The 25,255-nt window shown below is 68.6% G+C and carries 23 protein-coding genes, 1 pseudogene and 1 riboswitch; of the genes and pseudogenes, 11 read left to right on the forward strand and 13 right to left on the reverse strand.

Annotation, left to right across the window (positions count from 1 at the left end; genetic code table 11):
• Positions 1–83 precede the first annotated feature (83 nt).
• Positions 84–1,298: an NADP-dependent isocitrate dehydrogenase gene (locus PQI23_RS07945; protein ID WP_339973279.1), complete on the reverse strand. Its 1,215-nt coding sequence runs from the start codon at positions 1,296–1,298 to the stop codon at positions 84–86.
• 264 nt (positions 1,299–1,562) lie between these two features.
• On the opposite strand from PQI23_RS07945, the gene PQI23_RS07950 reads away from it, so the two are divergent.
• From PQI23_RS07950 to PQI23_RS07975, 6 genes and pseudogenes are all read left to right on the forward strand, one after another.
• A complete protein-coding gene (locus PQI23_RS07950) occupies positions 1,563–2,645 on the forward strand; it encodes an ABC transporter ATP-binding protein (protein ID WP_339973281.1) in 1,083 nt (360 codons plus the stop codon).
• Between the two features lie 118 nt (positions 2,646–2,763).
• Positions 2,764–3,216, forward strand: coding sequence for a GNAT family N-acetyltransferase (locus PQI23_RS07955; RefSeq protein WP_339973283.1), 453 nt, complete (start codon positions 2,764–2,766; stop codon positions 3,214–3,216).
• 3 nt (positions 3,217–3,219) lie between these two features.
• Positions 3,220–4,128: an EamA family transporter RarD gene (gene rarD / locus PQI23_RS07960; RefSeq protein WP_339973284.1), complete on the forward strand. Its 909-nt coding sequence runs from the start codon at positions 3,220–3,222 to the stop codon at positions 4,126–4,128.
• A 19-nt stretch (positions 4,129–4,147) separates the two neighbouring features.
• A complete protein-coding gene (locus tag PQI23_RS07965) occupies positions 4,148–4,462 on the forward strand; it encodes a metal-sensitive transcriptional regulator (RefSeq protein WP_339973286.1) in 315 nt (104 codons plus the stop codon).
• Between the two features lie 148 nt (positions 4,463–4,610).
• Positions 4,611–5,513 (forward strand): annotated as a pseudogene (gene ppk2, locus PQI23_RS07970) (polyphosphate kinase 2); the annotation flags it as partial.
• Between the two features lie 46 nt (positions 5,514–5,559).
• Complete coding sequence (locus tag PQI23_RS07975) at positions 5,560–6,207, forward strand: chlorite dismutase family protein (RefSeq protein WP_339973289.1); 648 nt, start codon at positions 5,560–5,562, stop codon at positions 6,205–6,207.
• Positions 6,208–6,243: 36 nt separating this feature from the next.
• On the opposite strand, the gene ccsB is transcribed toward PQI23_RS07975, so the two are convergent.
• The 9 genes from ccsB to PQI23_RS08020 form a co-directional block, all read right to left on the reverse strand.
• Positions 6,244–7,191: a c-type cytochrome biogenesis protein CcsB gene (gene ccsB, locus PQI23_RS07980; protein ID WP_339973467.1), complete on the reverse strand. Its 948-nt coding sequence runs from the start codon at positions 7,189–7,191 to the stop codon at positions 6,244–6,246.
• Positions 7,192–7,325: 134 nt separating this feature from the next.
• Positions 7,326–8,318: an SRPBCC family protein gene (locus PQI23_RS07985; RefSeq protein ID WP_339973291.1), complete on the reverse strand. Its 993-nt coding sequence runs from the start codon at positions 8,316–8,318 to the stop codon at positions 7,326–7,328.
• A 56-nt stretch (positions 8,319–8,374) separates the two neighbouring features.
• Positions 8,375–8,755, reverse strand: coding sequence for an ArsR/SmtB family transcription factor (locus PQI23_RS07990; RefSeq protein ID WP_339973293.1), 381 nt, complete (start codon positions 8,753–8,755; stop codon positions 8,375–8,377).
• A gap of 59 nt (positions 8,756–8,814) precedes the next feature.
• A complete protein-coding gene (locus tag PQI23_RS07995; protein WP_339973295.1) occupies positions 8,815–9,477 on the reverse strand; it encodes a DedA family protein in 663 nt (220 codons plus the stop codon).
• Between the two features lie 7 nt (positions 9,478–9,484).
• Positions 9,485–10,228, reverse strand: coding sequence for a DedA family protein (locus PQI23_RS08000; protein ID WP_339973297.1), 744 nt, complete (start codon positions 10,226–10,228; stop codon positions 9,485–9,487).
• 115 nt (positions 10,229–10,343) lie between these two features.
• On the reverse strand, positions 10,344–11,219 hold the full coding sequence (locus tag PQI23_RS08005; protein ID WP_339973299.1) for a bifunctional methylenetetrahydrofolate dehydrogenase/methenyltetrahydrofolate cyclohydrolase: 876 nt from the start codon (positions 11,217–11,219) through the stop codon (positions 10,344–10,346).
• A 3-nt stretch (positions 11,220–11,222) separates the two neighbouring features.
• Positions 11,223–12,506, reverse strand: coding sequence for a serine hydroxymethyltransferase (gene glyA, locus PQI23_RS08010; protein ID WP_339973301.1), 1,284 nt, complete (start codon positions 12,504–12,506; stop codon positions 11,223–11,225).
• Between the two features lie 47 nt (positions 12,507–12,553).
• Positions 12,554–12,641: riboswitch (ZMP/ZTP riboswitch) on the reverse strand.
• Between the two features lie 72 nt (positions 12,642–12,713).
• Positions 12,714–12,908 (reverse strand): YbdD/YjiX family protein, encoded by a 195-nt coding sequence (locus tag PQI23_RS08015; RefSeq protein ID WP_339973303.1) that lies wholly within the window; start codon positions 12,906–12,908, stop codon positions 12,714–12,716.
• A 9-nt stretch (positions 12,909–12,917) separates the two neighbouring features.
• Positions 12,918–15,188: a carbon starvation CstA family protein gene (locus tag PQI23_RS08020; RefSeq protein ID WP_339973304.1), complete on the reverse strand. Its 2,271-nt coding sequence runs from the start codon at positions 15,186–15,188 to the stop codon at positions 12,918–12,920.
• 127 nt (positions 15,189–15,315) lie between these two features.
• Between PQI23_RS08020 and purU the strand changes: the two genes are divergently transcribed.
• Positions 15,316–16,203, forward strand: a complete 888-nt coding sequence (purU, locus tag PQI23_RS08025) for a formyltetrahydrofolate deformylase (RefSeq protein WP_339973306.1) — start codon at positions 15,316–15,318, stop codon at positions 16,201–16,203.
• A 3-nt stretch (positions 16,204–16,206) separates the two neighbouring features.
• Here the strand turns inward: purU and PQI23_RS08030 are convergent, their stop codons facing one another.
• The gene (locus tag PQI23_RS08030) at positions 16,207–16,893 is read right to left on the reverse strand and encodes a TetR/AcrR family transcriptional regulator (protein ID WP_339973308.1); all 687 of its coding nucleotides are present in this window, start codon (positions 16,891–16,893) and stop codon (positions 16,207–16,209) included.
• A gap of 162 nt (positions 16,894–17,055) precedes the next feature.
• Between PQI23_RS08030 and PQI23_RS08035 the strand changes: the two genes are divergently transcribed.
• Positions 17,056–18,732, forward strand: coding sequence for an amidohydrolase (locus PQI23_RS08035; protein ID WP_339973310.1), 1,677 nt, complete (start codon positions 17,056–17,058; stop codon positions 18,730–18,732).
• 40 nt (positions 18,733–18,772) lie between these two features.
• On the forward strand, positions 18,773–20,185 hold the full coding sequence (locus PQI23_RS08040; RefSeq protein ID WP_339973313.1) for an APC family permease: 1,413 nt from the start codon (positions 18,773–18,775) through the stop codon (positions 20,183–20,185).
• 26 nt (positions 20,186–20,211) lie between these two features.
• On the opposite strand, the gene PQI23_RS08045 is transcribed toward PQI23_RS08040, so the two are convergent.
• Entirely contained in the window at positions 20,212–20,943 is a 732-nt protein-coding gene (locus tag PQI23_RS08045) for a TetR/AcrR family transcriptional regulator (RefSeq protein WP_445238415.1), read from the reverse strand.
• Positions 20,944–21,119: 176 nt separating this feature from the next.
• Here PQI23_RS08045 and PQI23_RS08050 point away from each other — a divergent pair, with 176 nt between their 5' ends.
• Together PQI23_RS08050 and PQI23_RS08055 are read left to right on the forward strand one after the other, a co-directional pair.
• Entirely contained in the window at positions 21,120–22,553 is a 1,434-nt protein-coding gene (locus PQI23_RS08050; protein WP_339973317.1) for an APC family permease, read from the forward strand.
• Positions 22,554–22,629: 76 nt separating this feature from the next.
• Complete coding sequence (locus PQI23_RS08055) at positions 22,630–24,294, forward strand: amidohydrolase (protein ID WP_339973319.1); 1,665 nt, start codon at positions 22,630–22,632, stop codon at positions 24,292–24,294.
• Positions 24,295–24,308: 14 nt separating this feature from the next.
• Here the strand turns inward: PQI23_RS08055 and PQI23_RS08060 are convergent, their stop codons facing one another.
• Positions 24,309–25,193 (reverse strand): biotin--[acetyl-CoA-carboxylase] ligase, encoded by an 885-nt coding sequence (locus tag PQI23_RS08060; RefSeq protein WP_339973321.1) that lies wholly within the window; start codon positions 25,191–25,193, stop codon positions 24,309–24,311.
• Between the last annotated feature and the right edge of the window lie 62 nt (positions 25,194–25,255).

The raw sequence follows: 25,255 nt of genomic DNA on the forward strand, positions 1-25,255 counted from the left end.
GAAACCGCACGCCCATCCTGCCGGGCGCACGAAAACGGGGACCGGCGCCGAAGCCCCGATCCCCGTCTCAGACGCGCGACGTATCAGCCGAGACGCGCCGCGAGGTTCTCGTCGATCGACGCGAGGAACTCCTCGGTCGTCTGGTACCCCTGATCCGGCCCGACCAGCAGTGCCAGGTCCTTCGTCATCTTGCCCGACTCGACGGTCTTGATGACGACGTCCTCGAGGGTCTCCGAGAAGTCGATCAGCTCCTGGTTCTGGTCGAGCTTGCCGCGGTGCGCGAGGCCGCGCGTCCAGGCGAAGATCGAGGCGATCGGGTTCGTCGACGTCGGCTTGCCCTGCTGGTGCTGGCGGAAGTGGCGCGTGACAGTGCCGTGCGCCGCCTCGGCCTCGACCGTCTGGCCGTCCGGCGTCATCAGCACCGAGGTCATGAGGCCGAGCGATCCGAAGCCCTGCGCGACCGTGTCCGACTGCACGTCGCCGTCGTAGTTCTTGCAGGCCCAGACGTAGCCGCCCTCCCACTTCATGGCCGATGCGACCATGTCGTCGATGAGACGGTGCTCGTAGCTCAGACCGCGCTCTTCGAACTGCTCCTTGAACTCGGCGTCGAAGACCTCCTGGAAGATGTCCTTGAACTGGCCGTCGTAGGCCTTGAGGATCGTGTTCTTGGTCGAGAGGTAGACCGGGTAGTCGCGCGAGAGGCCGTACTTGAACGAGGCGCGCGCGAAGTCGCGGATCGAATCGTTGAAGTTGTACTGGCCCTGGATCACGCCGCCGCTCTCGGGCAGGGTGACGACCTCGAACTGCTGCGGCTCCGAGCCGTCGGCGGGTTCGTAGGTGAGCGTGACCTTGCCGGCGCCCGCCTTGAAGTCGGTGGCCTTGTACTGATCGCCGTGCGCGTGGCGGCCGATGATGATCGGCTTGTTCCAGCCGGGCACGAGGCGCGGGATGTTCGAGATGATGATGGGTTCGCGGAAGACGACGCCGCCGAGGATGTTGCGGATCGTGCCGTTCGGGCTGCGCCACATCTTCTTCAGGCCGAACTCCTCGACGCGCGCTTCATCGGGGGTGATCGTCGCGCACTTGACGCCGACGCCGTGCTTCTTGATCGCGTTCGCAGCGTCGATTGTCACCTGGTCGTCGGTGGCGTCGCGGTGCTCCATGCCGAGGTCGTAGTACTCGAGGGTGACGTCGAGGTAGGGGTGGATCAGGCGGTCCTTGATGAACTGCCAGATGATGCGGGTCATCTCGTCGCCGTCGAGTTCGACGACCGTGCCTTCAACCTTGATCTTCGCCAACGCTTCTCCCGTTTTTCGTCGTGTATGAGCCGGGATTCATCCTACCCGAGACAGTTTGAGTATCTCGACATCGAGATATCTCGCCGTCACCGGCGACCCCATGGGCGGCCCGGGCCGCTGCAGCCTCGCTCGCGAATCACCCGTAGCGCCGCGCACCCGCGCTCCCCTAGGGTGGGATCACCCGAACCGGGTACCGACGGCGATGCAGCCGTCTTCCACTGCAACGGATCGTCCGGCACGTGCCTGCCGGCAGAGGAGTACATCATGGCAACAGTTACGTTCGACAGCGTCACCCGGGTCTATCCGGGAGCATCGCGACCATCGGTCGATGCGCTCGACCTCGACATCGGCGACGGGGAGTTCCTCGTGCTCGTCGGCCCCTCGGGCTGCGGCAAGTCGACCACCCTGCGCATGCTCGCCGGCCTCGAGGAGATCGACGGCGGGCACATCCTCATCGGCGAACGCGACGTCACCGATGTGCCCCCGAAGGATCGCGACATCGCGATGGTCTTCCAGAATTACGCGCTGTACCCGCACATGACGGTCGCCGACAACATGGGCTTCGCGCTCAAGATCGCCGGCGTCTCGAAGGCGGAGCGCGAGGAGCGCGTGCGCGAAGCCGCGCGGATGCTCGATCTCGAGGAGTTCCTCGACCGCAAGCCGAAGGCGCTCTCCGGCGGTCAGCGGCAGCGCGTGGCGATGGGCCGCGCGATCGTGCGCCAGCCCCAGGTCTTCCTGATGGACGAGCCGCTCTCGAACCTCGATGCCAAACTCCGTGTGCAGACCCGCACGCAGATCGCCTCGCTGCAGCGTCGCCTCGGCGTGACCACCGTCTACGTGACGCACGATCAGACCGAGGCCCTCACGATGGGCGATCGCATCGCGGTGCTCAAAGAGGGCGTGCTGCAGCAGATCGGCACGCCGCGCGACCTGTACGAGACGCCCAGCAACGTGTTCGTGGCGGGGTTCATCGGCTCACCCGCCATGAATCTGATCCCCGCGACGGTCACGGGCGAAACGGCGCGATCCGGATCGCTCGACGTTCCCCTCGCCACCTCCATCCGCAGGAGCGCGGCGAGCGGCGCACTCACCATCGGCATGCGCCCGGAGGATCTGTCCGTCGTATCGGATGAGCACGCCGGCATCCGCGTCGAGGTCGATCTCGTCGAGGAGCTCGGTGCCGACGGGTACCTGTACGGTCACGCCGACATCGACGGCGTGCGCACCGACGTCGTCTCGCGCGTCGACGGACGCGTGCACCCGGAAGCCGGCGATGTGGTCACGCTCGCGCCGAACCCCGAGCGGGTGCACGTCTTCGACGCGGAGTCGGGCGCCCGCCTCTCCTGAGCAGCCCGCGCCCGCTTCGCCCCGCGCACAGTGGGGCGAAGCGGGCGCGAGGGCAGGCCGCAGCGAAGATCCTGCAGGTGATCCTTGCGCGAACGGCGCGAGGCGCTAGCCTTGATTCATGAGCGACCTGAGACTCGAAGAGCTTTCCGCAGCGACCATCGTCGCCGTGAATACGTTGGGCTTGAAGCGGGGTCAGGAGCAGTTCATCACGCCGGTCTCCTACGCGGCTGCGGCGGCCGTGACACCGGCGCACACCGCATGGCAGCGCGTCGTGCTCCGCGGTGACGAGGTCGTCGGCTTCGTGCACGGGAACTTCGACCCCGATGCCTCGCAGGAGGAGTTCAAGGCGGCGCTCTGGCGCATCAATGTCGACGCGGAGGCGCAGGGAACCGGCGTCGGCACCTTCGCCGTCAACGCGCTCATCGAGGAGGCCCGCCGCCAGGGCTTCACGCGCGTCACCGTGCTGTGGGAGCGCGGCGAAGACGGGCCGGAGGGCTTCTTCCTCCACATCGGCTTCACCCCGATCGGCGAGACGCCGTACGGCGAAGTCATCGGCGCAATCGACCTGTAAGGAGTGGCCGGCTCACCGAGCCGCGAATCACGAGGAGCGATCGTCTCGGTCGCTTCTTCGGTGCTGTTCGCGGGCATCTACTTCATCACGCCGCTCCTCGCGCCCGCTCCGGCGGAGGCGATCTGGGCCCTGCGGACGCTCTGCGCCATCCCCATCATCGCGCTGGCGCTGCTCGCCGCACGGCAGTGGTATCTCGTCGCGGAGCTGGCGCGCAGGATCCGCCTGGCCCCCGTACTCGCGCTCGGCGTGATCGCGTGCGGCGCCTTGATCGCGGTGCAGCTCTGGGTGTTCACGTGGGCGCCGCTCCACGGGCGGGGGCTGCAGGTGGCACTCGGGTACTTCCTGCTTCCCCTCATGCTCGTGCTCGTCGGTAAGTTCGTGTACCGCGATCGGCTGCTGTGGTGGCAGTGGACCGCAGCAGCGATCGCGGCCGTCGGCGTCGCCTTCGAACTCGTGCGGGCCGGCGGCGTCTCGTGGGAGACGCTGCTCGTCGCGATCGGGTACCCGGTCTATTTCGTGCTCCGGCGCACGCTCGGCTTCGCACACCTGGGCGGCATGTTCTGGGAGTTCGTCGCGATGAGCCCGATCGCGGCGATCCTGCTCGCGCGCGAGCTGGTGGTCGGCACCGCGCTCGCCGTGAATCCGACGCTGCTCTGGCTCGGCCCCGTCTTCGGCATCGGCACCGGCTTCGCACTCGTCTGCTACATCCTCGCCTCTCGCCTGCTGACGATCAGCGTGTTCGGGCTGCTCGGCTACCTCGAGCCCGCGCTCCTCGTCGGCGCGTCGATGCTCAACGGCGAGCGCATCGCGCCGGGCGAGTATCCGCTGTACATCGCGATCTGGCTCGCCGTGCTCGTACTGATTGGCGGCGGTATCGTCGGCCTGCTCCGCCGTCGGCGAACGGACGGGTGAACCCGGGTACAGTTCTCGCATGAACGAAGTCACGGAGGCGGCTGCCGAAGAGCACTCGCACGGCTACATCGAGCACAAGGACGCGCTGCTGAAGCGACTGCGCCGCGCCGAGGGCCAGGTCCGCGGTGTGCACCGCATGGTGCAGGAGGACGAGTACTGCATCGACATCCTCACGCAGGTCTCTGCGGCGACCAAGGCGCTCGAACGGGTCGCGCTCGAACTCCTCGACGATCATCTGCGTCACTGCGTCGCCTCCGCCGCCGCCGAGGGCGGATCAGTCGCCGCCGACAAACTGCATGAGGCATCGGCCGCGATCGCGCGCCTCGTGCGCTGAACGTCACCCCGCGTTTCCCGGGTCGTCGCTCGCCGTTCACCGGCGACGACCACACTGGGTGAGGCCGCCGACCGTCGCCCGTCGAAAGGATCCGTATGACTGATGAGTTCCCACCGTCGCGAGATCACGAGTTCCAGCTCGCCGCCCCGGAGACGTCGACGTCACACCGGAGATCGACGAGATCGGCGAACTCCTCTCGGTCGGGCGTCCGGCGCAGAACGGACCCGATGCGGCATGGCGACAGGGCTACCCGTACGACACCAAGCTCTCGCGACGGGCGTACGAGCTCGAGAAGCGCCTGCTGCAGATCGAGCTCCTGAAGCTGCAGGCGTGGGTCAAGGAGTCCGGGGAGAAGATCGTGATCCTCTTCGAGGGTCGCGACGCCGCGGGTAAGGGCGGCGCGATCAAGCGCTTCACCGAGCACCTCAACCCGCGCGGGGCGCGCGTCGTCGCTCTCGAGGTGCCGACGGAGCGCGAACGGACGCAGTGGTACTTCCAGCGCTACGTGCAGCATCTGCCGTCGGCGGGCGAGATCGTGCTCTTCGATCGATCGTGGTACAACCGCGCCGGGGTCGAGCGCGTCATGGGGTACTGCACTCCCCAGCAGTACCTCGAGTTCACCCGGTCCGCGCCGGAGTTCGAGCAGATGCTCGTGAACTCCGGGGTGCACCTCGTGAAGTTCTGGTTCTCCGTGGGCAAGGCCGAGCAGCACGATCACTTCATGTCGCGTTCGGAGGACCCGGTGAAGCAGTGGAAGCTCTCGCCGACCGATCTCGCGAGTCTCGACAAGTGGGACGACTACACCGAGGCGAAGGAGGCGATGTTCTTCTACACGGACACGCCCCATGCTCCGTGGACCGTGGTCAAATCGAACGACAAGAAGCGGGCGCGTCTCGAAGCGATGCGATGGGTGCTGTCGCGGTTCGACTACCCCGACAAGGATGAGCAGGTCGTCGGCACGCCCGATTCGCGCCTCATCGGCCCCCCGTCGACGGTGTACGACGAGGGCGAGGCGCCGGCCGGGAGCTTCCCGGTCGTCGGCGGGCGCTGACCGGCAGCCCCTTGCATCGCTCCGCTCGCCCCACCACGATGGAGGCATGAGCGAACTCGGAATCGAACCCGCGGCCATTCCCTCCGACGCACTCGAAGGCGGGGTGCCGGAGACGAACTTCTCGCTGTTCGCGGCGTTCCGCGTCAGCTCCTCGCACCCGGTCGTGCTCGACGGCCGCGACGTGCCCGGAATCGTCCGGGAGCTCGAGGACGTCTCGCGCGAGATCGACGACGAGGGTGTGCTCGTTCGCGGGTGGTACGACGTGAGCGGCGTTCGATCCGACTCCGATGTGCTCGTCTGGCTGCAGGGCGTGGCGCCCGAGGACCTGCAGTGGTCGCTCCGCCAACTGCGTCGCACGGCGCTCGTGCAGCCGCTCATCCGCTCGTGGAGCGCGCTCGGCGTCGTGGTCGATGCGCCGGACGGCGACGACGCCCCGAAGCAGTGGCTCTCGGTCAGCGGCGCGACCGAGCGGCCGACGTTCGCGGACGCGCCGAACGCCGTGTCGATCCAGGCCGCCGCGGCGTGCGGTCTCGGCGATGCGGAGTGGATCGTGACGCACGAGGCGGATGAGCTCGCCTGGATCGTCGATCACCTGCGCGACGCGGGAGGCACGGCCGACAGCTCGAGTGCCCATGGGCCGACCCTCGCCGGGCGTCTGATCGATCCGGCGGAGATGGTCGAGGTGCTTCAGTAGCCGAACCGGGCGATACCCGCTGGCGCGCGTCGCCGCCTACAGGCCCGAGTAGGCGTGCAGCCCCTTGAAGAACACGTTGACGATCGTGAAGTTGAAGATGACCGCCGTGTACGCGATGACCGACAGCCACGCCGACCGGGTGCCGCGCCAACCGCGCGTGGCCCGGGCGTGGATGTAGCCGGCGTACAGCACCCAGATCACGAAGGTCCACACCTCCTTCGTGTCCCAGCCCCAGTAACGGCTCCAGGCCGCTTCCGCCCAGATCGAGCCCGCGATGAGGGTGAAGGTCCAGAACACGAAGCCGATGATCGCGAGGCGGTACGCGAGATCCTCGAGGCGCACGGCCGTGGGGAACGTCGAGAGGAAGCGCATGGTGGGAGCGCCGCCCTGCGCGTCGCGCGACTCGCGGCGGGCCTGCAGCAGCTGCAGCACCGAGAGACCGAACGAGAGCGTCAGGAACCCGACCGCCAGCACGGCGACGAGAATGTGGATGACGAGCCAGTAGGAGTCGAGCGCGGGCTGCAGCGGCACGATCGCGACGTAGAAGTTCACCTTCGTGACCCCGAGGAACAGGATCGTCAGGCCGGTGATGAGCGCTCCGAGGAATCGCAGGTCGACGAAGAACTGCACGACGAGGAAGATCAGCACGATCGCGCAGGTCGCCGTGAGCGCGAATTCGTACATGTTGGCCCAGGGCACGCGTTCCGCACCGATGCCGCGCAGCACGGTCGCGCCGAGGTGCAGCAGGAACCCGAGCACGGTGAGCGAGAATCCGATGCGCAGCGAGCGGGATCGCCGCGGCTTCGCAGCGGGGGTCGAGACACGGCTCGGTGGCGCCGTGCGCACCAGCGTCGCGACGCCGCCCGCTGCTGCCGCCGCCGATGCCGTCTCGGCGACGGGAGCTTTCGCGGCGGCGGCGGCATCGCCGCTGCGGTTCGCGAGATCCACCGCGTAGAACACGAAGGCGATGGCGTAGACGATCATCGCCGAGTACAGGGCGATGGTCGAATAGTTTTCCAGATCCGTCAGCAGCACAGTCCCCTAGAGTAGCCGCTCCCCCTGTGAATCGGAGCCGATCGCGGCCCGGAAAGGGGGGGGCGATTCCCCCTCCCGCGCGGTCACGCCGAGAGCACCTCGCGCTCGAGGCGCTGGTAGCCGGTCTCCATGCCGTCGGCCATGCCGGTCGCGAGCACGGCCTCGCGCACCGCGGCATCGGGGTAGGTGATCACGTACGCGAGCAGCGTGCCGCCTTCGACTGGAGTGAGCGTCATCTCGTTCAGCGTCTCGGGGCTGGTCGCACCATCCGGATCCTGCGGCGAGATCATGCGCTCCGTCGTCACGAGACGATGGGGCTCGGCCGACTCGACCACGACCCCGGCGAACCCGAAGCGCTCTCCGCTCTCATCGTTCTGCCACTCGGTGCGCAGCGACTGGCCGATCGCGGCGCCGAACTCGCACACCGGCATACTCCACCCGTCAGGGCCGAGCTGCCAGCGCCGCAGCAGTGCGGGGTCGGTGTGGGCGCGCCACACCTCGTCGACGGAACCGCGGATGACGCGAGACACTCGCGCTCGCGTCTCCCCCAGCAGTTGCACCTCGGTCGCGCGACCGGCGGCGAACGACTGGAGATCCTCGACGACCGCATCGATCTGCCCCATCGCCGCCCGCATGCCCTCTTCCATCCCCATCGCCGTGAGCTGCTCGAGCGCTTCGAGCGAGCCGAAGCGGGAGGTTGTCGTGAGTCTCGAGCCGAGCGCCGTCTCAGCGAAAGCGAACTCCATGAGCACGGTGGGCAGTTCGGTGTTCGGCGTGCCGTCGTCGTTCGTGAAGCCGTCGCGCACCACGAAGGAGTGGGGCGCCTCGACCGATTCCCATTCCCAGTAGCCGCCGTGGCTGTCGCCCTCGGGCCCGGTCATGGTGTACGTGCTCAGCCCGCCCGCTGCGGCGTCGTGCCGGGTGAAGGTCGCCGGGTACTCGGGCGGCCCCCAGAAGCGCTCGATCTGCCGGGGGTCGGCATACGCGTCCCAGAGTCTGCGCAACGGCACTGCGAAGTCGGCGACGACGGTCAGTGTGCAGGCGTCGGGGTCGGTGGTGACGGAGGTGATGGGCATGATGTCGGCCTTTCCGGTGAGCGGCGGGTGCGGCGACGATGCCGCCCCGCCTCGAATTATTCGGAGTGTTCGGCGAAGAACGCGTCGAGCCGGTCGATGCGCGAACGCCAGATCTGCTCGAAGCGGCCCAGAAGCTCCTGGGCCCGGCGGATGGTCTCGGGGTTGCCGCGGATGATGCGCTCCCTTCCCTTCGGCGTGCGCGCGACGAGGTCTGCCGCTTCGAGCACGGCGACGTGCTTCTGCACCGCGGCGAACGACATCTCGTAGGCGCCTGCCAGCTCGGAGATGGACGCCTCGGCTGTGAGCGTGCGGCGCACGATGTCGCGACGCGTCGCATCGGCGAGAGCCCGGAATATGCGGTTCACCTGCTCGTCGGAGAGCGCATCGGCGCGTGATGCGCTGACGTCAGCGGTCTGGGGTGAGATTCGTGCAACCATTTGGTTGTACTTTAGAGCGGGATCGCGCTCACGTCAACGTGTGCCCGCCGATCGGCTGCCTACGCGCCGCGCTTCCGGCGCGCATTGCGCACGAGGCGGGCGATGACGAACCACAAAAGGAGAGCGATGACGATCACGATCACGGCATCGGAGAGCACCCCGCTCCACTGCTCGAGAATCGGCTTGATGGCGGGCCCGAACGCGAAGCCCAGGCCGATCCAGATCGCGTTCCACACGCCGGATCCGAGCAGCGTGTACAGACTGAACTTCACGATCGACATGCGCTCGATACCGGCGGGAATCGAGATGAAGGATCGCACGAGCGGCACGCAGCGGCCGACGAGCACCGCGGTGCCGCCCCAGCGACCGAAGAACGCCTCCGCCCGATCGAAGTCGTCGTGATCCATCAGCGGAATCCTGCCGACGACCCATCGGGTTCGCTCCCGCCCGAAAGCCGCGCCGATGGCGTACCAGACCCAGGCGCCGACGAGAGCACCGAGCGTCGCCATCGCCCACGCCAGCCAGAAGTTCAGTCGCCCCTCGTACGCGAGAAACCCCGCGCCCGGCAGCAGCGCTTCCGAGGGAATGGGCGGGATGAACGTCTCGAGGAAGACGGCGAGGCCGACGCCCACCTCGCCGATGGTCTCCATCAGCGTCAGGATCCACCCGACCAGCCCCTCGTACTCGCCGCCGGGGTGCGTGTTCATCTGCGTGATTCCCATGGGCGGGTCAGCCGATCTCGTCGCGTACGGGCGTGTCGGGCCCCGCGGGCGCCTGAGGGGCCGCCACTGCCGCATTGCGTCGGGCGCGCCAGGCGGAGAACGCGCGGAAGAGTTCGATGAGGATAGGGATGCCCGGGATGAGCACGAGCACGATGATGAACACCTCGCTGTACTCCCGCACGAAGGGGATCTGACCGAGGAAGTACCCGAGCAGCGTGACTCCGACGCCCCAGAGCAGCGCGCCGATGGCGTTGTAGAGCACGAAGTGCCGGTAGTTCATCCTGCCGACACCCGCGGCCGCCGGCACGAAGGCGCGGAAGACCGGCAGGAAGCGGGCGATGATGATCGCCTTCGGCCCGTGCTTCTCGAAGAACACGTGGGTGCGCGCGACGTTCTCGGGGTTGAACAGCCGGCTCTTCTCTCGATTGAAGATCGCCGGCCCGAGTTTGCGCCCGATCATGAAGCCCATCTGGTCGCCCGCGAACGCGAAGACGAAGAGCAGCGCGCAGGTGAGCCAGATCGGCACCCCGATGATGCCGGTCGCACTGAACAGGCCCACGGTGAACAGCAGCGAGTCGCCCGGGAGGAAGGCCAGCACGAGCACGCCGGTCTCGAGAAAGACGAAGGCGCACGCGAGCACGAGGGCGATCCAGCCGCCCGCCTCCAGCAGCGTCTCCGGGTCGAGCCAGTCGATGCCGAACAGCGCGGGGACGGTCGCGATCGTGGAGAGTGCGGTGGTCGTCGGTGTCACGTGCAGGGCTCAACTTTCGTCGGGATGGGCGGCGGGCACGACGCACTTCAGTATGCCGCGCCCGCCTGAAAGCTCGGCGCCCCCGGAGGTCGGCGCGGAGCTTTCGGCACCGGCGTCAGGCCCGTTCCGCCATCTCCACGACGTTCTGCAGCAGGAGCGCACGCGTCATCGGTCCGACTCCGCCCGGATTCGGTGAGACCCACGCCGCGACCTCGGCGACCGACGGATCGACGTCACCGACGACACGGCTCTTCCCCGTCTCCGGATCGATCTTCCGCGAGACGCCGACATCGAGCACCACCGCTCCCGGCTTCACGTCTTCGGCGCGCACGATGCCCTCTGAGCCCGCCGCCGCGACGATAACGTCCGCCTGCCGTAGGATCGCACCGAGATCGCGAGTACCGGTGTGCGTGAGCGTCACGGTCGCATTGAACTCGCGTCGTGTCAGCAGCGGGCCGATCGGGCGCCCGACCGTCACGCCGCGACCCACGACCACGACGTGCTTGCCCTCCCAGGAGAGGCCGTTGCGCTCGACGAGCTCGATCACGCCGCGCGGAGTGCACGGCAGCGGCGACTCGATCGGCCGGTTCGCATTGAGCACGAGTCTCCCGAGGTTGGTCGGGTGCAGCCCGTCCGCGTCCTTGTCCGGGTCGATGCGCTCGAGAATCCGGTCGGTGTCGATGTGCTTCGGCAGCGGCAGCTGCACGATGTACCCCGTGCACGCCGGGTCGGCGTTGAGCTCGTCGAGTACGGCCTCGAGCTCCTCCTGCGTCACGGACTCCGGGAGATCGCGCTTGATCGAGGCGATGCCGACCTCCGCGCAATCGCGATGCTTGCCCGCGACGTACCACTGCGAACCCGGATCATCGCCGACGAGCACCGTCGCGAGCCCCGGTACGACGCCGCGTTCGCGCAGCGCGGCGACGCGGCCCGAGAGCTCGCGCTTGATCGCTGCGGCAGCCGCCTTCCCGTCCAGAAGCTCAGCGGCCACGGGTCACCACTCCTCGAGGCCGGGGTACAGCGGGAATGCGTCGGCCAGCGCCTTGACGCGAGCCGAGAGCGCGTCGACGTCGCCCGACTGCTGCAGTGTGAGCGCGATGATGTCGGCCACCTCGGCGAACTCCGTCTCGCCGAAACCGCGGGTCGCGAGCGCGGGGGTGCCGATGCGCAGCCCCGACGTGACCATCGGCGGGCGAGGGTCGAACGGCACCGCATTGCGGTTCACGGTGATACCGACCGCGTGCAGCGCGTCCTCGGCCTGCTGCCCGTCGAGCGACGAGTTGCGCAGGTCCGCGAGCACCAGGTGCACGTCGGTGCCGCCGGTGAGCACGTCCACTCCCGCGTTCCGCGACGCGTCGGTCGTCAGAGCCTCCGCGAGCAGCTTCGCACCGGAGAGGGTGCGCACCTGGCGATCCGCGAACTCCTCGGTCGCTGCGAGCTTGAACGCGGTCGCCTTCGCGGCGATCACGTGCATGAGCGGTCCGCCCTGATGGCCCGGGAAGACGTTCGAGTTCAGCTTCTTGTGCAGCTCGAGATCGTTGGTGAGGATGAAGCCCGAGCGCGGGCCGCCGATGGTCTTGTGCACGGTCGACGAGACCACGTGCGCGTGAGGCACCGGGTTCGGGTAGAGGCCCGCGGCCACGAGGCCGGCGAAGTGCGCCATGTCGACCCACAGCGTCGCGCCGACCTCGTCGGCGATCTCGCGGAACTTTGCGAAGTCGAGCGTGCGCGGGTAGGCCGACCATCCGGCGATGATCACCTTGGGCCGGTGCTCGAGGGCCTGCTGGCGCACCACGTCCATGTCGATGAGGAACGTCTCGGGGTCGACGCCGTACGAGGCGACCTTGTAGAGCTTGCCCGAGAAGTTGAGCTTCATGCCGTGGGTCAGGTGGCCGCCGTGCGACAGCTCGAGGCCGAGTATCGTGTCGCCCGGTTCAGCGATCGCCGAGAGCACGGCGGCGTTGGCCGATGCGCCCGAGTGGGGCTGCACGTTGGCGTAAGCGGCTCCGAAGAGCGACTTGGCGCGCTCGCGCGCCAGATCCTCGGCGACATCGACGAACTCGCACCCGCCGTAGTAGCGGCGGCCCGGGTAGCCCTCGGCGTACTTGTTCGTGAGCACGGAGCCCTGCGACTCGAGCACGGCGCGGGGCACGAAGTTCTCGCTGGCGATCATCTCCAGCGTCGAGCGCTGACGATTGAGCTCGTTCTTGAGCACCTCGGCGATCTCGGGATCGACGGTCTCGAGCGGCTCGTTGAAAAAGGCTGACTGGGTGGTCATGCAATGCTCCTCGGTGGTGATTCGCGCCTGAGCGCGGCAACATTTCCGGATCCGACCCAGGCGAGCGGCCGTCCCTTGCAAGCAGTGTGTCGTTTCCCGATGGTGACCATCTGTACGCCAGTCACGACGCGCTCAGCTTAGCAAGCGGGAGCGGGAGCGGCGAGCGATGCGCCTCGCCCGTTCCCTCCTCCTCCGATGCTCGCGGAGTCAGCAGCACCGCGCGCCGGGGTTGCGATCCTGCTCCGCGTAGTGCTCGCGCCAGAAGGTGCGCTCGTCGGGTACGGGAGCGTCGGGATGCGCCGAACGGAGGTGCGCGACGTAGCGCTCGTACTTCGCGTCGCCGAAGAGCTCACGGCAGAACCAGCGCAGACGCGAGCCGCCAGCGTCGATCGCACGAATCATCGCGTGCATTCAGTGACCCCGGGCGCGCAGCGCATCCGGCTGCTCCTCGGCCCACCGGCGCTCGAGCCTGCGCTCGTTCACCGTCGCGAAGATGCCCGCAGGCGCATACGTCCGAGACGGCACCGGCGGGTCGCTCGTGTCGACCGCCTCGGGGCTGCGGCGCGATCGCAGCACGGCGACGACCGCGGTGACGATCACGATGATCGCGAGCGTGACGAAGAGGATCGACAGCGCGCCCTGGATCGCGGTGTTGCGCACCACCGCGCTCATCGCCTCGACCCCCTCGGCGGTGCCGTGCGACGTCTCCCCCGCGGCGAGCGCGTCGCGGAATGCGAAGTGGTTCGCCCAGTAGCCGATCGCCGGGTTCGGCGAGAAGATCTTGTACATCGACGCGGTGATCGTGACGACGGCCGTCAGGGCGAGGGGCACGATCACCACCCAGAGGTACCGGAAGTTCTTCTGCGCGGCGACGATCGCCATGACCACCGCGAGCGCGATGGCCGCGAGCAGCTGGTTCGCGATGCCGAAGAGCGGGAAGAGGGTATTGATGCCTCCGAGCGGATCGGTGACCCCCATGATGAGGATCGACCCCCACGCCGCCACCATGATGGCGGTGGTGATCCACACCCCCGGCCGCCACGAATTGTCCGCGAACTTCGGCACGACGTTGCCGATGGAATCCTGGAGCATGAAGCGTGCGACTCGGGTGCCGGCGTCGACAGCGGTGAGAATGAAGAGCGCCTCGAACATGATCGCGAAGTGGTACCAGAAGCCCATCATCGCCGTACCGCCGATGAGGTCCTTCATGATGTTCGCGAGGCCGAGCGCGAGCGTCGGGGCGCCGCCGGTGCGGGAGACGATGCTCTCCTCGCCGACGGCTGCCGCGACATCGGTCAGCTGCTGCGCGGTCACGTCGACCCCCGCGATCCCGAGCCCCATCACGAAGTCGACCGCGCCCTGCACCGTACCGCCCGTCGCGGCGGCGGATCCGTTCATCGCGTAGTAGATGCCCTGATCGAGAGTGACCGCGGCGACGAGCGCCATCAGCGCGACGAACGACTCCATGAGCATGCCGCCGTACCCGATGACGCGCGTCTGCCGTTCCTTCTGCACGAGCTTCGGGGTCGTGCCGCTCGAGATGAGCGCGTGGAAGCCCGAGAGGGCGCCGCACGCGATCGTGACGAAGAGGAACGGGAAGATGCTGCCGGTGACCACCGGAGCGGTGTCGGTGAATGCGAACTGGCTCAGCGCGGGCGCCTCGACGTTCGGCATGACGAGGATCACCGCCGCGGCGAGCAGCAGGATCACGCCGATCTTCATAAAGGTGGAGAGGTAGTCGCGCGGCGCGAGCAGCAGCCACACCGGCAGCACTGCCGCGATGAATCCGTAGATGATGATGCACCAGGCGAGCGTCGTCTTGTCCAGTGTGAAGAGCGCCGCACCCCATTCGGTTTCCGCGACCCACCCGCCCGAGATGATGGCGGCCATCAGCAGCACGAACCCGATGATCGACACCTCGGTGATGCGGCCGGGGCGCAGGTAGCGCAGGTAGACGCCCATGAAGAGGGCGATCGGGATCGTGAGCCCGACGGAGAAGACGCCCCACGGGCTCTCCGCCAGCGCGTTGACGACGACGAGCGCGAGAATCGCGACGATGATCACCATGATCACGAGCGTGGCGAGGATCGCGGCGGTGCCCCCGATGCGTCCGAGTTGATCGCGCGCCATCTGCCCGAGCGAGCGGCCTCCGCGGCGCATCGAGAAGTACAGCACGAGATAATCCTGGACCGCTCCCGCGACGATCACGCCGACGATGATCCAGATCGTACCCGGGAGGAAGCCCCACTGAGCGGCGAGGATCGGCCCGACGAGGGGACCGGCGCCGGCGATGGCGGCGAAGTGGTGGCCGTAGAGCACACGCCGATCCGTCACGACGTAATCACTGCCGTTCGCCCGGTACTCCGCGGGGGTGGCGCGACGATCGTCGGGCCTCGCGATCTTCCACTCGATGAACTTCGAGTAGAAGCGGTAGCCGATGAGGTAGGTGCACACGCCGGCGAATACGAACCAGATCGCGTTCACCGTCTCGCCGCGCGCGAGGGCGAGCATGGTCCAGCCCACCGCGCCCAGCAGCCCGACCGCGATCCAGATCGCGATCTTCAGGCCGCGTCGCCTGCCGTCGTCCTCCGCCCGCTCCGCATCGGTGAGCGCGACGGGCGGCAGCCCTGCGTCCTCGTCGGGAATCGGCCCACCTGATTCTCCGGTGCGGTGCTGCGACATCGATTCACTCCTTTGCGCTGATGCTCGCCGCCGGGTGATGCTCTGCTCGAGTCCCCCGGTCGTCGCCCCCCCTGGCGTCACTGTAGCAAAATTGGGCCGGTGGGGCGCACGCACTACCCTGGACACCGTGACTACGCTCCCCGCACCTTCCACCGCACCCGACGCCCAGTGGGTGCTGACCCTCTCCTGCATCGACGGACCGGGCATCGTGCACTCGATCAGCGGCGCCATCGTCGCTGCCGGGGGCAACATCGTGGAGAGCCAGCAGTTCGCATCGGCTGACACCGGGCGCTTCTTCATGCGACTGCAGGTGGAGGCCGTCGCGCAGCCCGAGACCTTCGACGAACGATTCGCCCAGGCGCTCGCGCCGGTGACCGAGCGCTACCACATGACGTGGCGTCTCGACCGCGCCGACCGGCCCGTGCGCACGCTGATCCTCGCCTCGACCGCGACGCACTGCGTCAACGATCTGCTCTACCGGCGACGCGCCGGGCAGCTGGCCATCGACGTGCCGCTCGTGCTGTCGAACCACGAGACCGTGCGCGACATCGCCGAGTTCTACGACGTGCCCTTCGAGCACCGCGCCATCGCGGGTGCCGAGGAGAAAGCAGCGTTCGAGGCGCGCGTCATGGAGGCGGTCGAAGAGCTCGACATCGAGCTCGTGGTGCTCGCCCGGTACATGCAGATCCTCTCGCCCGAGCTCTGCGCCGAGCTCGAGGGTCGGGCGATCAACATCCACCACTCGTTCCTGCCCGGCTTCAAGGGCGCGAACCCCTACAAGCAGGCGCATCAGCGGGGCGTGAAGCTCATCGGAGCCACGGCGCACTTCGTCACGACCGACCTCGACGAGGGACCGATCATCGAGCAGGACACGATTCGCGTGGATCACGGGTACACGGTGCGCGCGCTGACCCAGCTGGGACAGGACGTGGAGGCCCGCGTACTGCGCCACGCCGTGCGCTCCTACGCCGAGAACCGCGTACTCGTCGACGGCGACCGCACGATCATCTTCTAGACCTCAGGCGGCACTCGCCCCCAACCGCGCGTACTCGGCTCGCAGTCCGTGGAGCATCGCGCGCAGGCCGATCGCGAACGCGTCGTCGGCGGGGCTGCCGCCCGAAGCGGCGAGCGCATCGCCCCGGGCGCGGTAGGCGGCCGAGAATGCGGGGACGTCGCTGCGTCGCCCCGGGTCGAGCATCGTCGGGTCGGCCGCGAGGTCGAGTGCCGCACCGAGGATGAAGCATTCGAACGCCACGATGACGGAGAGCGCCCGCTCCTCCGGCCACCCCGCTCGTACGAGCGCCGCGGCGACGGTGTCGTACATGAACGACGTCGCCGATTCCGGGGTGAGCGGTTGCACGGCGAGCAGCGCGATGGTGGGCGGGTGCGACGCGAATGCCAGCCGGTACCCGAGCGCCCAGTGCTCGAGCGCCTCATCCCACGGCAGTTCGGCGAAGGGCGCGGTGGGGATGCGCTCGCTCACGAGGTCGCGCACGCCGGCGATGAGTTCGGACTGCCCTGCGACGTGGTTGTAGAGCGAGGAGGGCCGCACTCCGAGCTCCGCCGCGATGGCTCGCATGCCCGCGCCCTCGACGCCGTGCCGGTCGATGAGCCGGAGCGCGGTCTCGTGAATCAATCGTGGCGAGAGCACGTTCTGCTTCGGGCGGCCCGCACGCCGACGCTTCGGCGCTCCTTCCGCTGTCATGTCACTCCCTCGTGCTCAAAGATGCGGATTCCGCGGGCGAATCCGTTCGTCCGCTCGCGCTGCCCGCCGATCCGTACTATTCTCGTCCCGCCGGTAAACGAACCCCGTTCGTTTACCACTGTAGCCCCACCGCCCTCCGGCGCCGAGCAGCAAGGATGCAGCATGAGCGATGCCTCTCCCGTCACCGTCTTCATCAACGGAACCGTGATCGTCGATCCGAACGAGGCCCCCGAGCACGCGACGAGTGACGCCATCGCCTTCCGCGCAGGCGTGGTCGCCGCTCTCGGCGAGGACGCCCGCGCGCTCGCCGCAGCCGCAACGGAAGACGCGACCACGGTGATCGACCTCGCCGGCGGCACGCTCGTTCCGGGCATCGGCGACGGCCACGCCCACCCCGTGCTCGGCGGTGTCGAGGCGCTCGGCCCGCAGGTGCGGCAGGCCGCCGACCTGGCCGGCATCATCTCGGCGGTCGCGGACTGGAAGGCCGCTCACCCCGATGCCGACTGGATCGTCGGCGCGAGCTACGACGCAACCTTCTCCGAGGGCGGCCTGTTCGACGCGCGGTGGCTCGACGAGGTCACGGGCGATACCCCGACGATCCTGCGCGCCTGGGACTACCACACCGTGTGGGTGAACAGCGCCGCGCTCGCGGCCGGCGGCATCACCGCCGACACTCCCGACCCCCGGCTCGGCCGCATCGTGCGCCGCGATGACGGCTCGCCCCTCGGCACGCTGCAGGAGGCCGCGGCCAACGACTTCATCGCCGACATCGTTCCCGCGTTCGCCCTGGAGCAGCGCCTCGACGCGATCGAACGGGCGACGCGCGGGTATGCGGAGCAGGGCACGACCTGGATTCAGGATGCCTGGGTCGAACCCGCCGATGTCGACCTCTACCTCGAGGCCGCTCAGCAGGAGCGCCTGCACACGCGCGTCAACCTCGCGTTCCGCGCCGACCCCGCTCGCTGGCGCGAGCAGGTCGCCGAGTTCGTCGCGAACCGCAATCGCGTCAGGTCTCTCGGGCACGACCGCCTGAGCGGGGACACCGTCAAGTTCTTCCTCGACGGCGTCATCGAGAGCCACACGGCCGCGCTCATCGAGCCCTACGCCGACCGACCCGACGATCGCGGGCTGCCGAACTGGAGTGATGCCGAGCTCGCAGAGGCGGTGCGCGCGTTCGACGGCGAGGGGTTCCAGCTGCACCTCCACGCGATCGGCGACGCCGCCAATCGGAGCGCCCTCGATGCGCTCGAGCAGGCCCGCGCAGCCGATCCCGACCGTGAACGCCACCATGTCGTCGCCCATGTCGCGGTACTCGACCCCGCCGACGTGGAGCGCTTCGCCGAGCTCGGGGTCATCGCCAACTTCGAGCCCTACTGGGCGCAGTGCGACGCGGTGATGCGCGACCTCACCATCCCGCACCTCGGTCATTCCCGCGAGGGCTGGCAGTACCTCATCGGCTCGGTGCACCGCAGCGGCGCCACGGTCACGTTCGGAAGCGACTGGCCGGTGACGACCCGCGACTGGCGGCCGGCGCTCTCGACGGCGATCACGCGTCACAGTCACGCCGAGCCGGAGGCCGAGGCCTGGCTGCCCGAGGAGCGGGTCTCGGCGGCGGTCGCGCTCGGCGCGTACACCAGCGGAATCGCCCGTCAGGCGCTCGCGAGCGACCGCGGCACCCTCGAGCTGGGCCGAGTCGCCGACGCCGCGTGGCTCTCGGAGAATCCGCTGGAGATCGCTCCGGAGGCCATCGCCGATCTCACCGTGAACGGCACCTGGCTCGCGGGCGACGTGACGTTCCTGAACACGTCCGGCTCTGCCGGCACCACTTCCACCGACTGACACCGCTCTCTCGACATCGCACGACTCAAAGGAGACCACCGTGAGCGATACACAAGCCAAACCCCGCCTCCAGCGGGCGCTCGGCCTCACCGGCCTGACCCTGTTCGGGGTCACCTACATGACGGTCATCACCGTCTTCACCACCTACGGCATCGTGAACCAGGTGACCGACGGTCATCTGCCCGCCGCGTACGTCGTCGCCGTGATCACCATGCTCTTCACGGCGGCGAGCTACGGCGCCATGGTGCGCAAGTACCCGGTGGCCGGATCCGCCTACACGTATTCTCAGCAGTCGTTCGGCGGCGCGGCGGGCTTCCTGACCGGCTGGGTGATGCTGCTCGACTACCTCTTCATCCCGATGATCAACTTCATGCTCATCGGCATCTACCTCAACACGCAGTTCCCGGCGATTCCGATCTGGGTCTTCACGCTCGTCGCACTGCTGCTGGTGCTCGCCTTCAACATTCTGGGCATCAACCTGGTGAACAAGGCGAACTTCGTGATCATCGCGCTCTCGGTCGTGCTCGTCGTCGTCTTCGTCGCGCTCGCGTTCAAGCAGTACCTCGGCGGCGATCAGTCGGTCGGCCTCATCGATCCGTTCACGTTCGGCGAGGGCGGCATCGGCGCCATCGCGTCCGGCGCCGCGATCCTGGCACTCTCCTTCCTCGGCTTCGACGCGGTGTCGACGCTCTCGGAGGAGGCGAAGCAGCCGCGGCGCGATATTCCGCGCGCCATCGTGCTCGCGACTCTGCTCGGCGGCTTCTTCTTCATCCTCGTGTCGTGGGCGGGCGCGCTCGCGTTCAACCCTGACTGGGCGACGCTCAGCCCCGAGCAGATCGACGCCGCGGGTACGACGGTGATGGACAGCTTCGGCACGAGCTGGCTGACGGCGTTCTTCGTCGCCATCTACGTCGTGGGGGCGTTCGGCTCGGGCATGACCGGCCAGGTCTCCGTCTCGCGCATCCTCTACGCGATGGGTCGCGATGGCATGCTGCCGAAGCCGCTCGCCCGCCTGCACCAGCGCTTCAGCACGCCGGTCGTCGCCGCAGTCGTCGTGTCCGTCTTCGCGCTCTCCGCACTGTTCCTCTCGCTCGACACCGTGGCGTTCATGATCAGCTTCGGCGCGCTCGCGGCGTTCGCGATGGTCAACCTCTCGGTCATCCGCTCGTACCTCTTCCCGAAGAACGGCACGCGCCCCGAGGGCGCCTGGGCCTGGATCCGGTACGGACTCATGCCGCTGATCGGGTTCGGGCTCACCATCTGGCTCTGGACCTCCCTCGAGGCGCTCACCTGGCTCGTCGGTGCGATCTGGCTCGCCGTCGGCGTCGTCATCATCGCGATCGTCACCGGCGGCTTCCGTCGCCCGGTGCCCAAGATGGACTTCTCCGAGCAGGATCCGAGCACGCAGCAGATCGACCAGATGGCGGAGGACTACCCGCTCGACCCGCGGTAGTCACTGCCGCGGCACGCGCGCCGCGCTCACCGGACAGAGGCCTCCTCCCCCGATGAGCGCGGCGCTTCTGCGTCATGACCGAGCGCGCCCCGTCGCGCCTCGCGCTCGCGCTGCTCGGCCCGCAGCCCGCCGAGCAGCAGTTCGAGCCCGGCCGCGAAGGCCTGATCCGCCGGGCCGACGCCCGTGTCCGCGCCGCGCCGCTCCCGATCCTCGTACGCCGCGGTGAAGGTCGGCACGTCGTCGCGATCGCGCGCGTGCATCATGTCCGGAGCCGCCGCCGCGTCGAGCGCGGAACCGAGGATGAAGGATTCGAAGGCCACGAGGATGTTGAGCGCCGCTGCCCGGCTCCATCCCTCCGAGATCAGCAGCCCCAGGATGCGGTCGTACGACGCGAAGACGTCGGAGCTCGGGTCGAACGGCATGACCGCGAGCAACGCGATCGACGGCGGGTGCGCGGCGAACGCGTCGCGGTAGGAGCGCGCCCATGCGGCGAGGGCCACGTCCCAGGGCTCGTGGTCGAGCTCGCGCGTCGAGACCCGCCCCGCGATGACCTCGCGAATGCCGCGGAAGACGTCCTCTTTGCTCTCCACGTGGTTGTAGAGCGCCGACGGCCGCACGCCGAGCTCGCGCGCCAGGTCTCGCATGCCGAACCCCTCGCCGTGCTCGTCGAGGAGATCGAGCGCGGTTTCGACGATCCTCACGCGCGAGAGCACCTGTTCGCTGGGTCGCCCCACTCGTCGCCGCTCCCGTTCACTCACATGCATCACTCCCTCGTCGACGCAGTCGGCAGCGAGCCGCGCGCGCGGACTCGCAATTCTGACGATCTGCGTCTACTCTAGTCACGTCAAAAAGAACGTTGTTCATTTTGGTCGCCGCTCCACCGACGGAATCGGCGCTCGACACCGGCATCAGCCGCCACATCACAGGAGATTCAGTGAGCGAAGCAACCGGGGCGCATCTCAAGCGCACGCTCGGCCCCATCACCCTCACGCTGTTCGGGCTTTCGTACATGGCCATCGGCACCGTGTTCACGACCTACGGGATCGTGAACCAACTCACCGAGGGCCACCTCGTCGACTCGTACATCGTCGCCCTCGTCGTCATGCTGTTCACGGCGGGCAGCTACGCGGCGATGGTGCGCCGCTACCCGGTCGCGGGATCGGCCTACACGTACTCGCAGCAGGCCTTCGGCGGCGCCACCGGCTTCCTCACCGGCTGGGTGCTCATGCTCGACTACCTCTTCATCCCGATGATCAACTTCCTGATCCTCGGCCTGTACGTCAGCACCCAGTTCCCGAGTGTCCCGACCTGGGTCTTCACCCTCGCCGCGCTCATCGCCGTGTTCGTCTTCAACGTGCTGGGCATCTCGCTCGTGGGCAAGATCAACACGGTCATCGTGGTCGTGTCTCTCGCCGCGGTGATCGTCTTCGCGATCCTCGCCATCAAGACCGCGATCAACGACCCGAACGCTCCGTCGCTGCTCGACCCGTTCATCCCCGGCTCCGTCGGGTACAGTCCGATCTTCACGGGCGCGGCCGTGCTCGCGCTCTCGTTCCTCGGATTCGACGCCGTATCGACGCTCTCCGAGGAGGCGAAGAACCCGCGCCGCGACATCCCTCGCGCCATCATGCTCACGACGATCATCGGCGGTCTCATCTTCACCTTCGTCTCGTACGTCGGTGCGCGCGCCTACTACCTCGACGACTGGAGCACCGCGTCGACCGAGCTGCTCGACGCAGCCGGCGCTGTGCTCTTCGCCCACGTCGGCGGTGACGTTCTCGCCGCCATCTTCGTCATCATCACGGTCGCCGGCTGCTTCGGCTCCGGGCTCGCGGGCCAGGTCGCGGTGTCGCGCATCCTCTACTCCATGGGCCGCGACGGGATCCTCCCGAAGCCGCTCGGCATCCTCTCGAAGCGCTTCGGCACCCCGATCGTCGCCGCCACCACCGTCTCGGTCGTGGCCCTCGCGAGCCTCTTCGTGAGCCTCGATCAGGCGGCGTTCATGATCAGCTTCGGCGCGCTCGCCGCGTTCGCGATGGTCAACCTGTCGGTCATCCGCACCTACCTCTTCCCGAAGGGGGGCCGTACCGAGCCCGTCTCGGCCTGGGGCTGGTTCCGCTACGGCGTGCTCCCGCTCGTGGGCTTCGGCCTCACCATCTGGCTGTGGACGTCGCTCGAGGGCCTCACCTGGATCGTCGGCGGCATCTGGATGCTCATCGGCGTCGCCATCCTTGCGCTGAAGACCGGGTTCTTCCGCAAGCCGGTGCCGAAGCTCAACTTCTCGGAGGAGATCCCCTCGACCGAGTCGATCGACGCGCTCTCCGCAGAGCACCCGCTCGACGCCGCAGAGGCCCGCTCGACGCGGTGATCACTGCCCGGGGCGCCGCCCGATCGCGGCGCCCCGGGCCCGACCCGCCTTTCGCATCCGACCCCCGGAGATCGACATGACCACCACCCTGTACCGCAACGCCGTCGTGTTCACCGCAGATCCGACGCCCGAGCAGCCGAACCCCATCGCCGAGGCGTTCGCCGTCGAGAACGGGCGGTTCGCGGCCGTCGGTTCGGTCGAGGACGTGCGCACCGCCGTGGGCGGCATCGCGGGTGGTGCCGGATCGCAAGAGGTCGTCGAGGTCGACCTCGAGGGCCGATTCGTCGCTCCCGGCTTCATCGATTCGCACACGCACCTCGTCGGGTTCGGCGAATCGCTCGGGCGCGTGCAGCTGCGCGAATGCGCCTCGCTCGCCGAGATGCAGCAGCGCCTCGTCGCCGCGCGCGAAGCCGACCCGACGGCGCCGCGAGTACTCGGGAGCGGCTGGCTCTTCGACGCGATCGAGGGTCGGCCGACCGCCGACATGCTCGACGAGGTGCTGCCCGACGTGCCCGTCTACCTCGACGCGAACGACTTCCACTCGACCTGGGTGAACAGCGCCGCGCTGCGCGAGCTCGGCATCACCGGGGAGACCCCGGACCCGGTGGGCGGCGAGATCGTGCGCGACGCCGCGGGAGATGCCACCGGCCTGCTCCTCGAGACCGCCGGCACGCAGTACGCGTGGGCGTTCCTCCGCTCGCAGACCACTGAGGAAGACGTCGTCGCCGCGCTCGACCGCGCCTTCGCCGCGTATCTCGAGGCCGGGGTGACCGGAGCCACCGAGATGTCGCTCAACGCCGCGGAGGTCGACGGGCTGCGCGCGATCGTCGCCCGCGACGGCCGGCTCCCCTTCTCGATCACCGCGCACTGGATCCTCGAACCGACCGGAGACGCCGCCCGCGACCTCGAAGGAGTCGAGCGCATCGTGCAGCTGCAGCACGATATCGCCGACGGCCCGCTGGCCGACTGGGTGCGGGTCGCCGGCGTGAAGTTCATCATGGACGGCGTCATCGACGCGTGCACCGCCACGATGATCGAACCCTACGCCGACGGGAGCAACGCCGAACCGATCTGGACGGCCGAGCGGATCCTCCCCGTCGCCGAGGCCGCCGATCGCACCGGCCTGCAGATCGCGATGCACGCCATCGGCGACCGCACGAGCCAGATCGCCCTCGACGTCGTCGAGCACTGCGTGCGCGCCAACGGCCCGCGCCCGCGCCGGCACCGCATCGAGCATCTGGAGAGCGTCGCCGACGACACGATCGCCCGCATGGGCGGCCTCGGAGTGATCGCCTCGATGCAGCCGGTGCACTGCGACCCGGCCGTGCTCGACAACTGGAAGGCGCAGCTCGGAGATGAACGTCAGGAGCTCGGCTTCCCGTGGCAGAAGTTCCGCGCCGCCGGCGTCGACATCACGCTCGGCACCGACGCTCCGACGGCACCGCACGAGGCGATCCCGAACCTCTACATCGCGCTGACCGGCGCCTCGGTGCTCGCTCCCGAGCGCGCCCCCTACCACCCCGAGCGCGCGTTCGCCCCCGCAGACGCGCTCACCGCGCTCACGGCCGGCGGCGCGTTCGCGGGTGAGATGGACGACGCGACGGGCCGGATCCGACCGGGCCTGAACGCCGACTTCATCGTGCTCGACGTGAACCCGCTCGAGGCGTCGCCGGCTGCGCTGCTCGAGTCCCGGGTGCGCAGCACCACCGTGCGCGGCGAGGAGCTGCACGGGGCGCGGTGATCCTCCCCGCTCCGCTACCGGAGGTGCTCGACGTCTCCCGCCGAGACCGTGAGGTCGCCGCCGGTGGGCAGGTCGACGACGAGCGACCCGTCGTCTCCCAGGGCGCGCGCCCGGCCGTCGACGATCTCGCCGCCGGGGAGATGCACCCGCACCTCGGTACCGAGCGTGAGGGAGTGCCGAGCGACCCGTGCTCGCGCCGCACCCGGGTCCTCGCCGGCGAGACGGACGAGCCGGAGCAGCTCGCGCGCGTAATCGGAGAGCACACGATCGGCGAGGTCGCGTCCGGCCTCATCGGCGAGGGTCTCTGCGCCGCCCGTGTCGGCTCCCGCCGCGAGCAGTGACGACGCCCGGTCGGTGGGAAGCTCCCATTCGGGAATCAGCAGATTGATTCCCGTGCCCACGACGATGTCGTGACCGGACGCGCCGCCCGGCAGCAGCTCGCACAGAATGCCGCAGAGCTTCTTGCCCGGCCGCCCCGCGATCGCGTCCTGCTCGTCGCGCACGTGCACGTCGTTCGGCCATTTGACCCCGACTCGCTTCGCCTCGACGCCCTCGCGCTCCGCGGCGGCCGAGAAGTGGGGCTGCAGTGCCGTCGCTATCGCCGACCCCGCGAGCAGGGGCAACCAGCTGACGCCCAGCCCGGTGGCGCCGAACCCCCGCACCAGCAGAGAGGCCGCGATCGAGCTGCTGGGCGGCGTCACCCACCCGCGATCGAGCCGCCCGCGTCCCGCCGTCTGGTCGCTCGTCGCCACCAGCGTGCCGTGCGGCAGCCGGCCCGCGACACCCGCGGCGCCGCCCGCCTCGTGCGCCACGAGGTCGCGCAGCTCGGCGTTGGTCGAAAGGGAGGAGTCGCGCCATCTGACGTCGGGCAGCAGCGCGCGTGTGCGAGGGAGCTCCATGAGCTTCACGTTAGCGCTTGGAAAACAATTGGACCCGGGTACCCGCCCGCGAATACACTCCG

This window comes from Leucobacter sp. USCH14 (assembly GCF_037619215.1).
Taxonomy (GTDB): Bacteria; Actinomycetota; Actinomycetes; order Actinomycetales; family Microbacteriaceae; genus Leucobacter.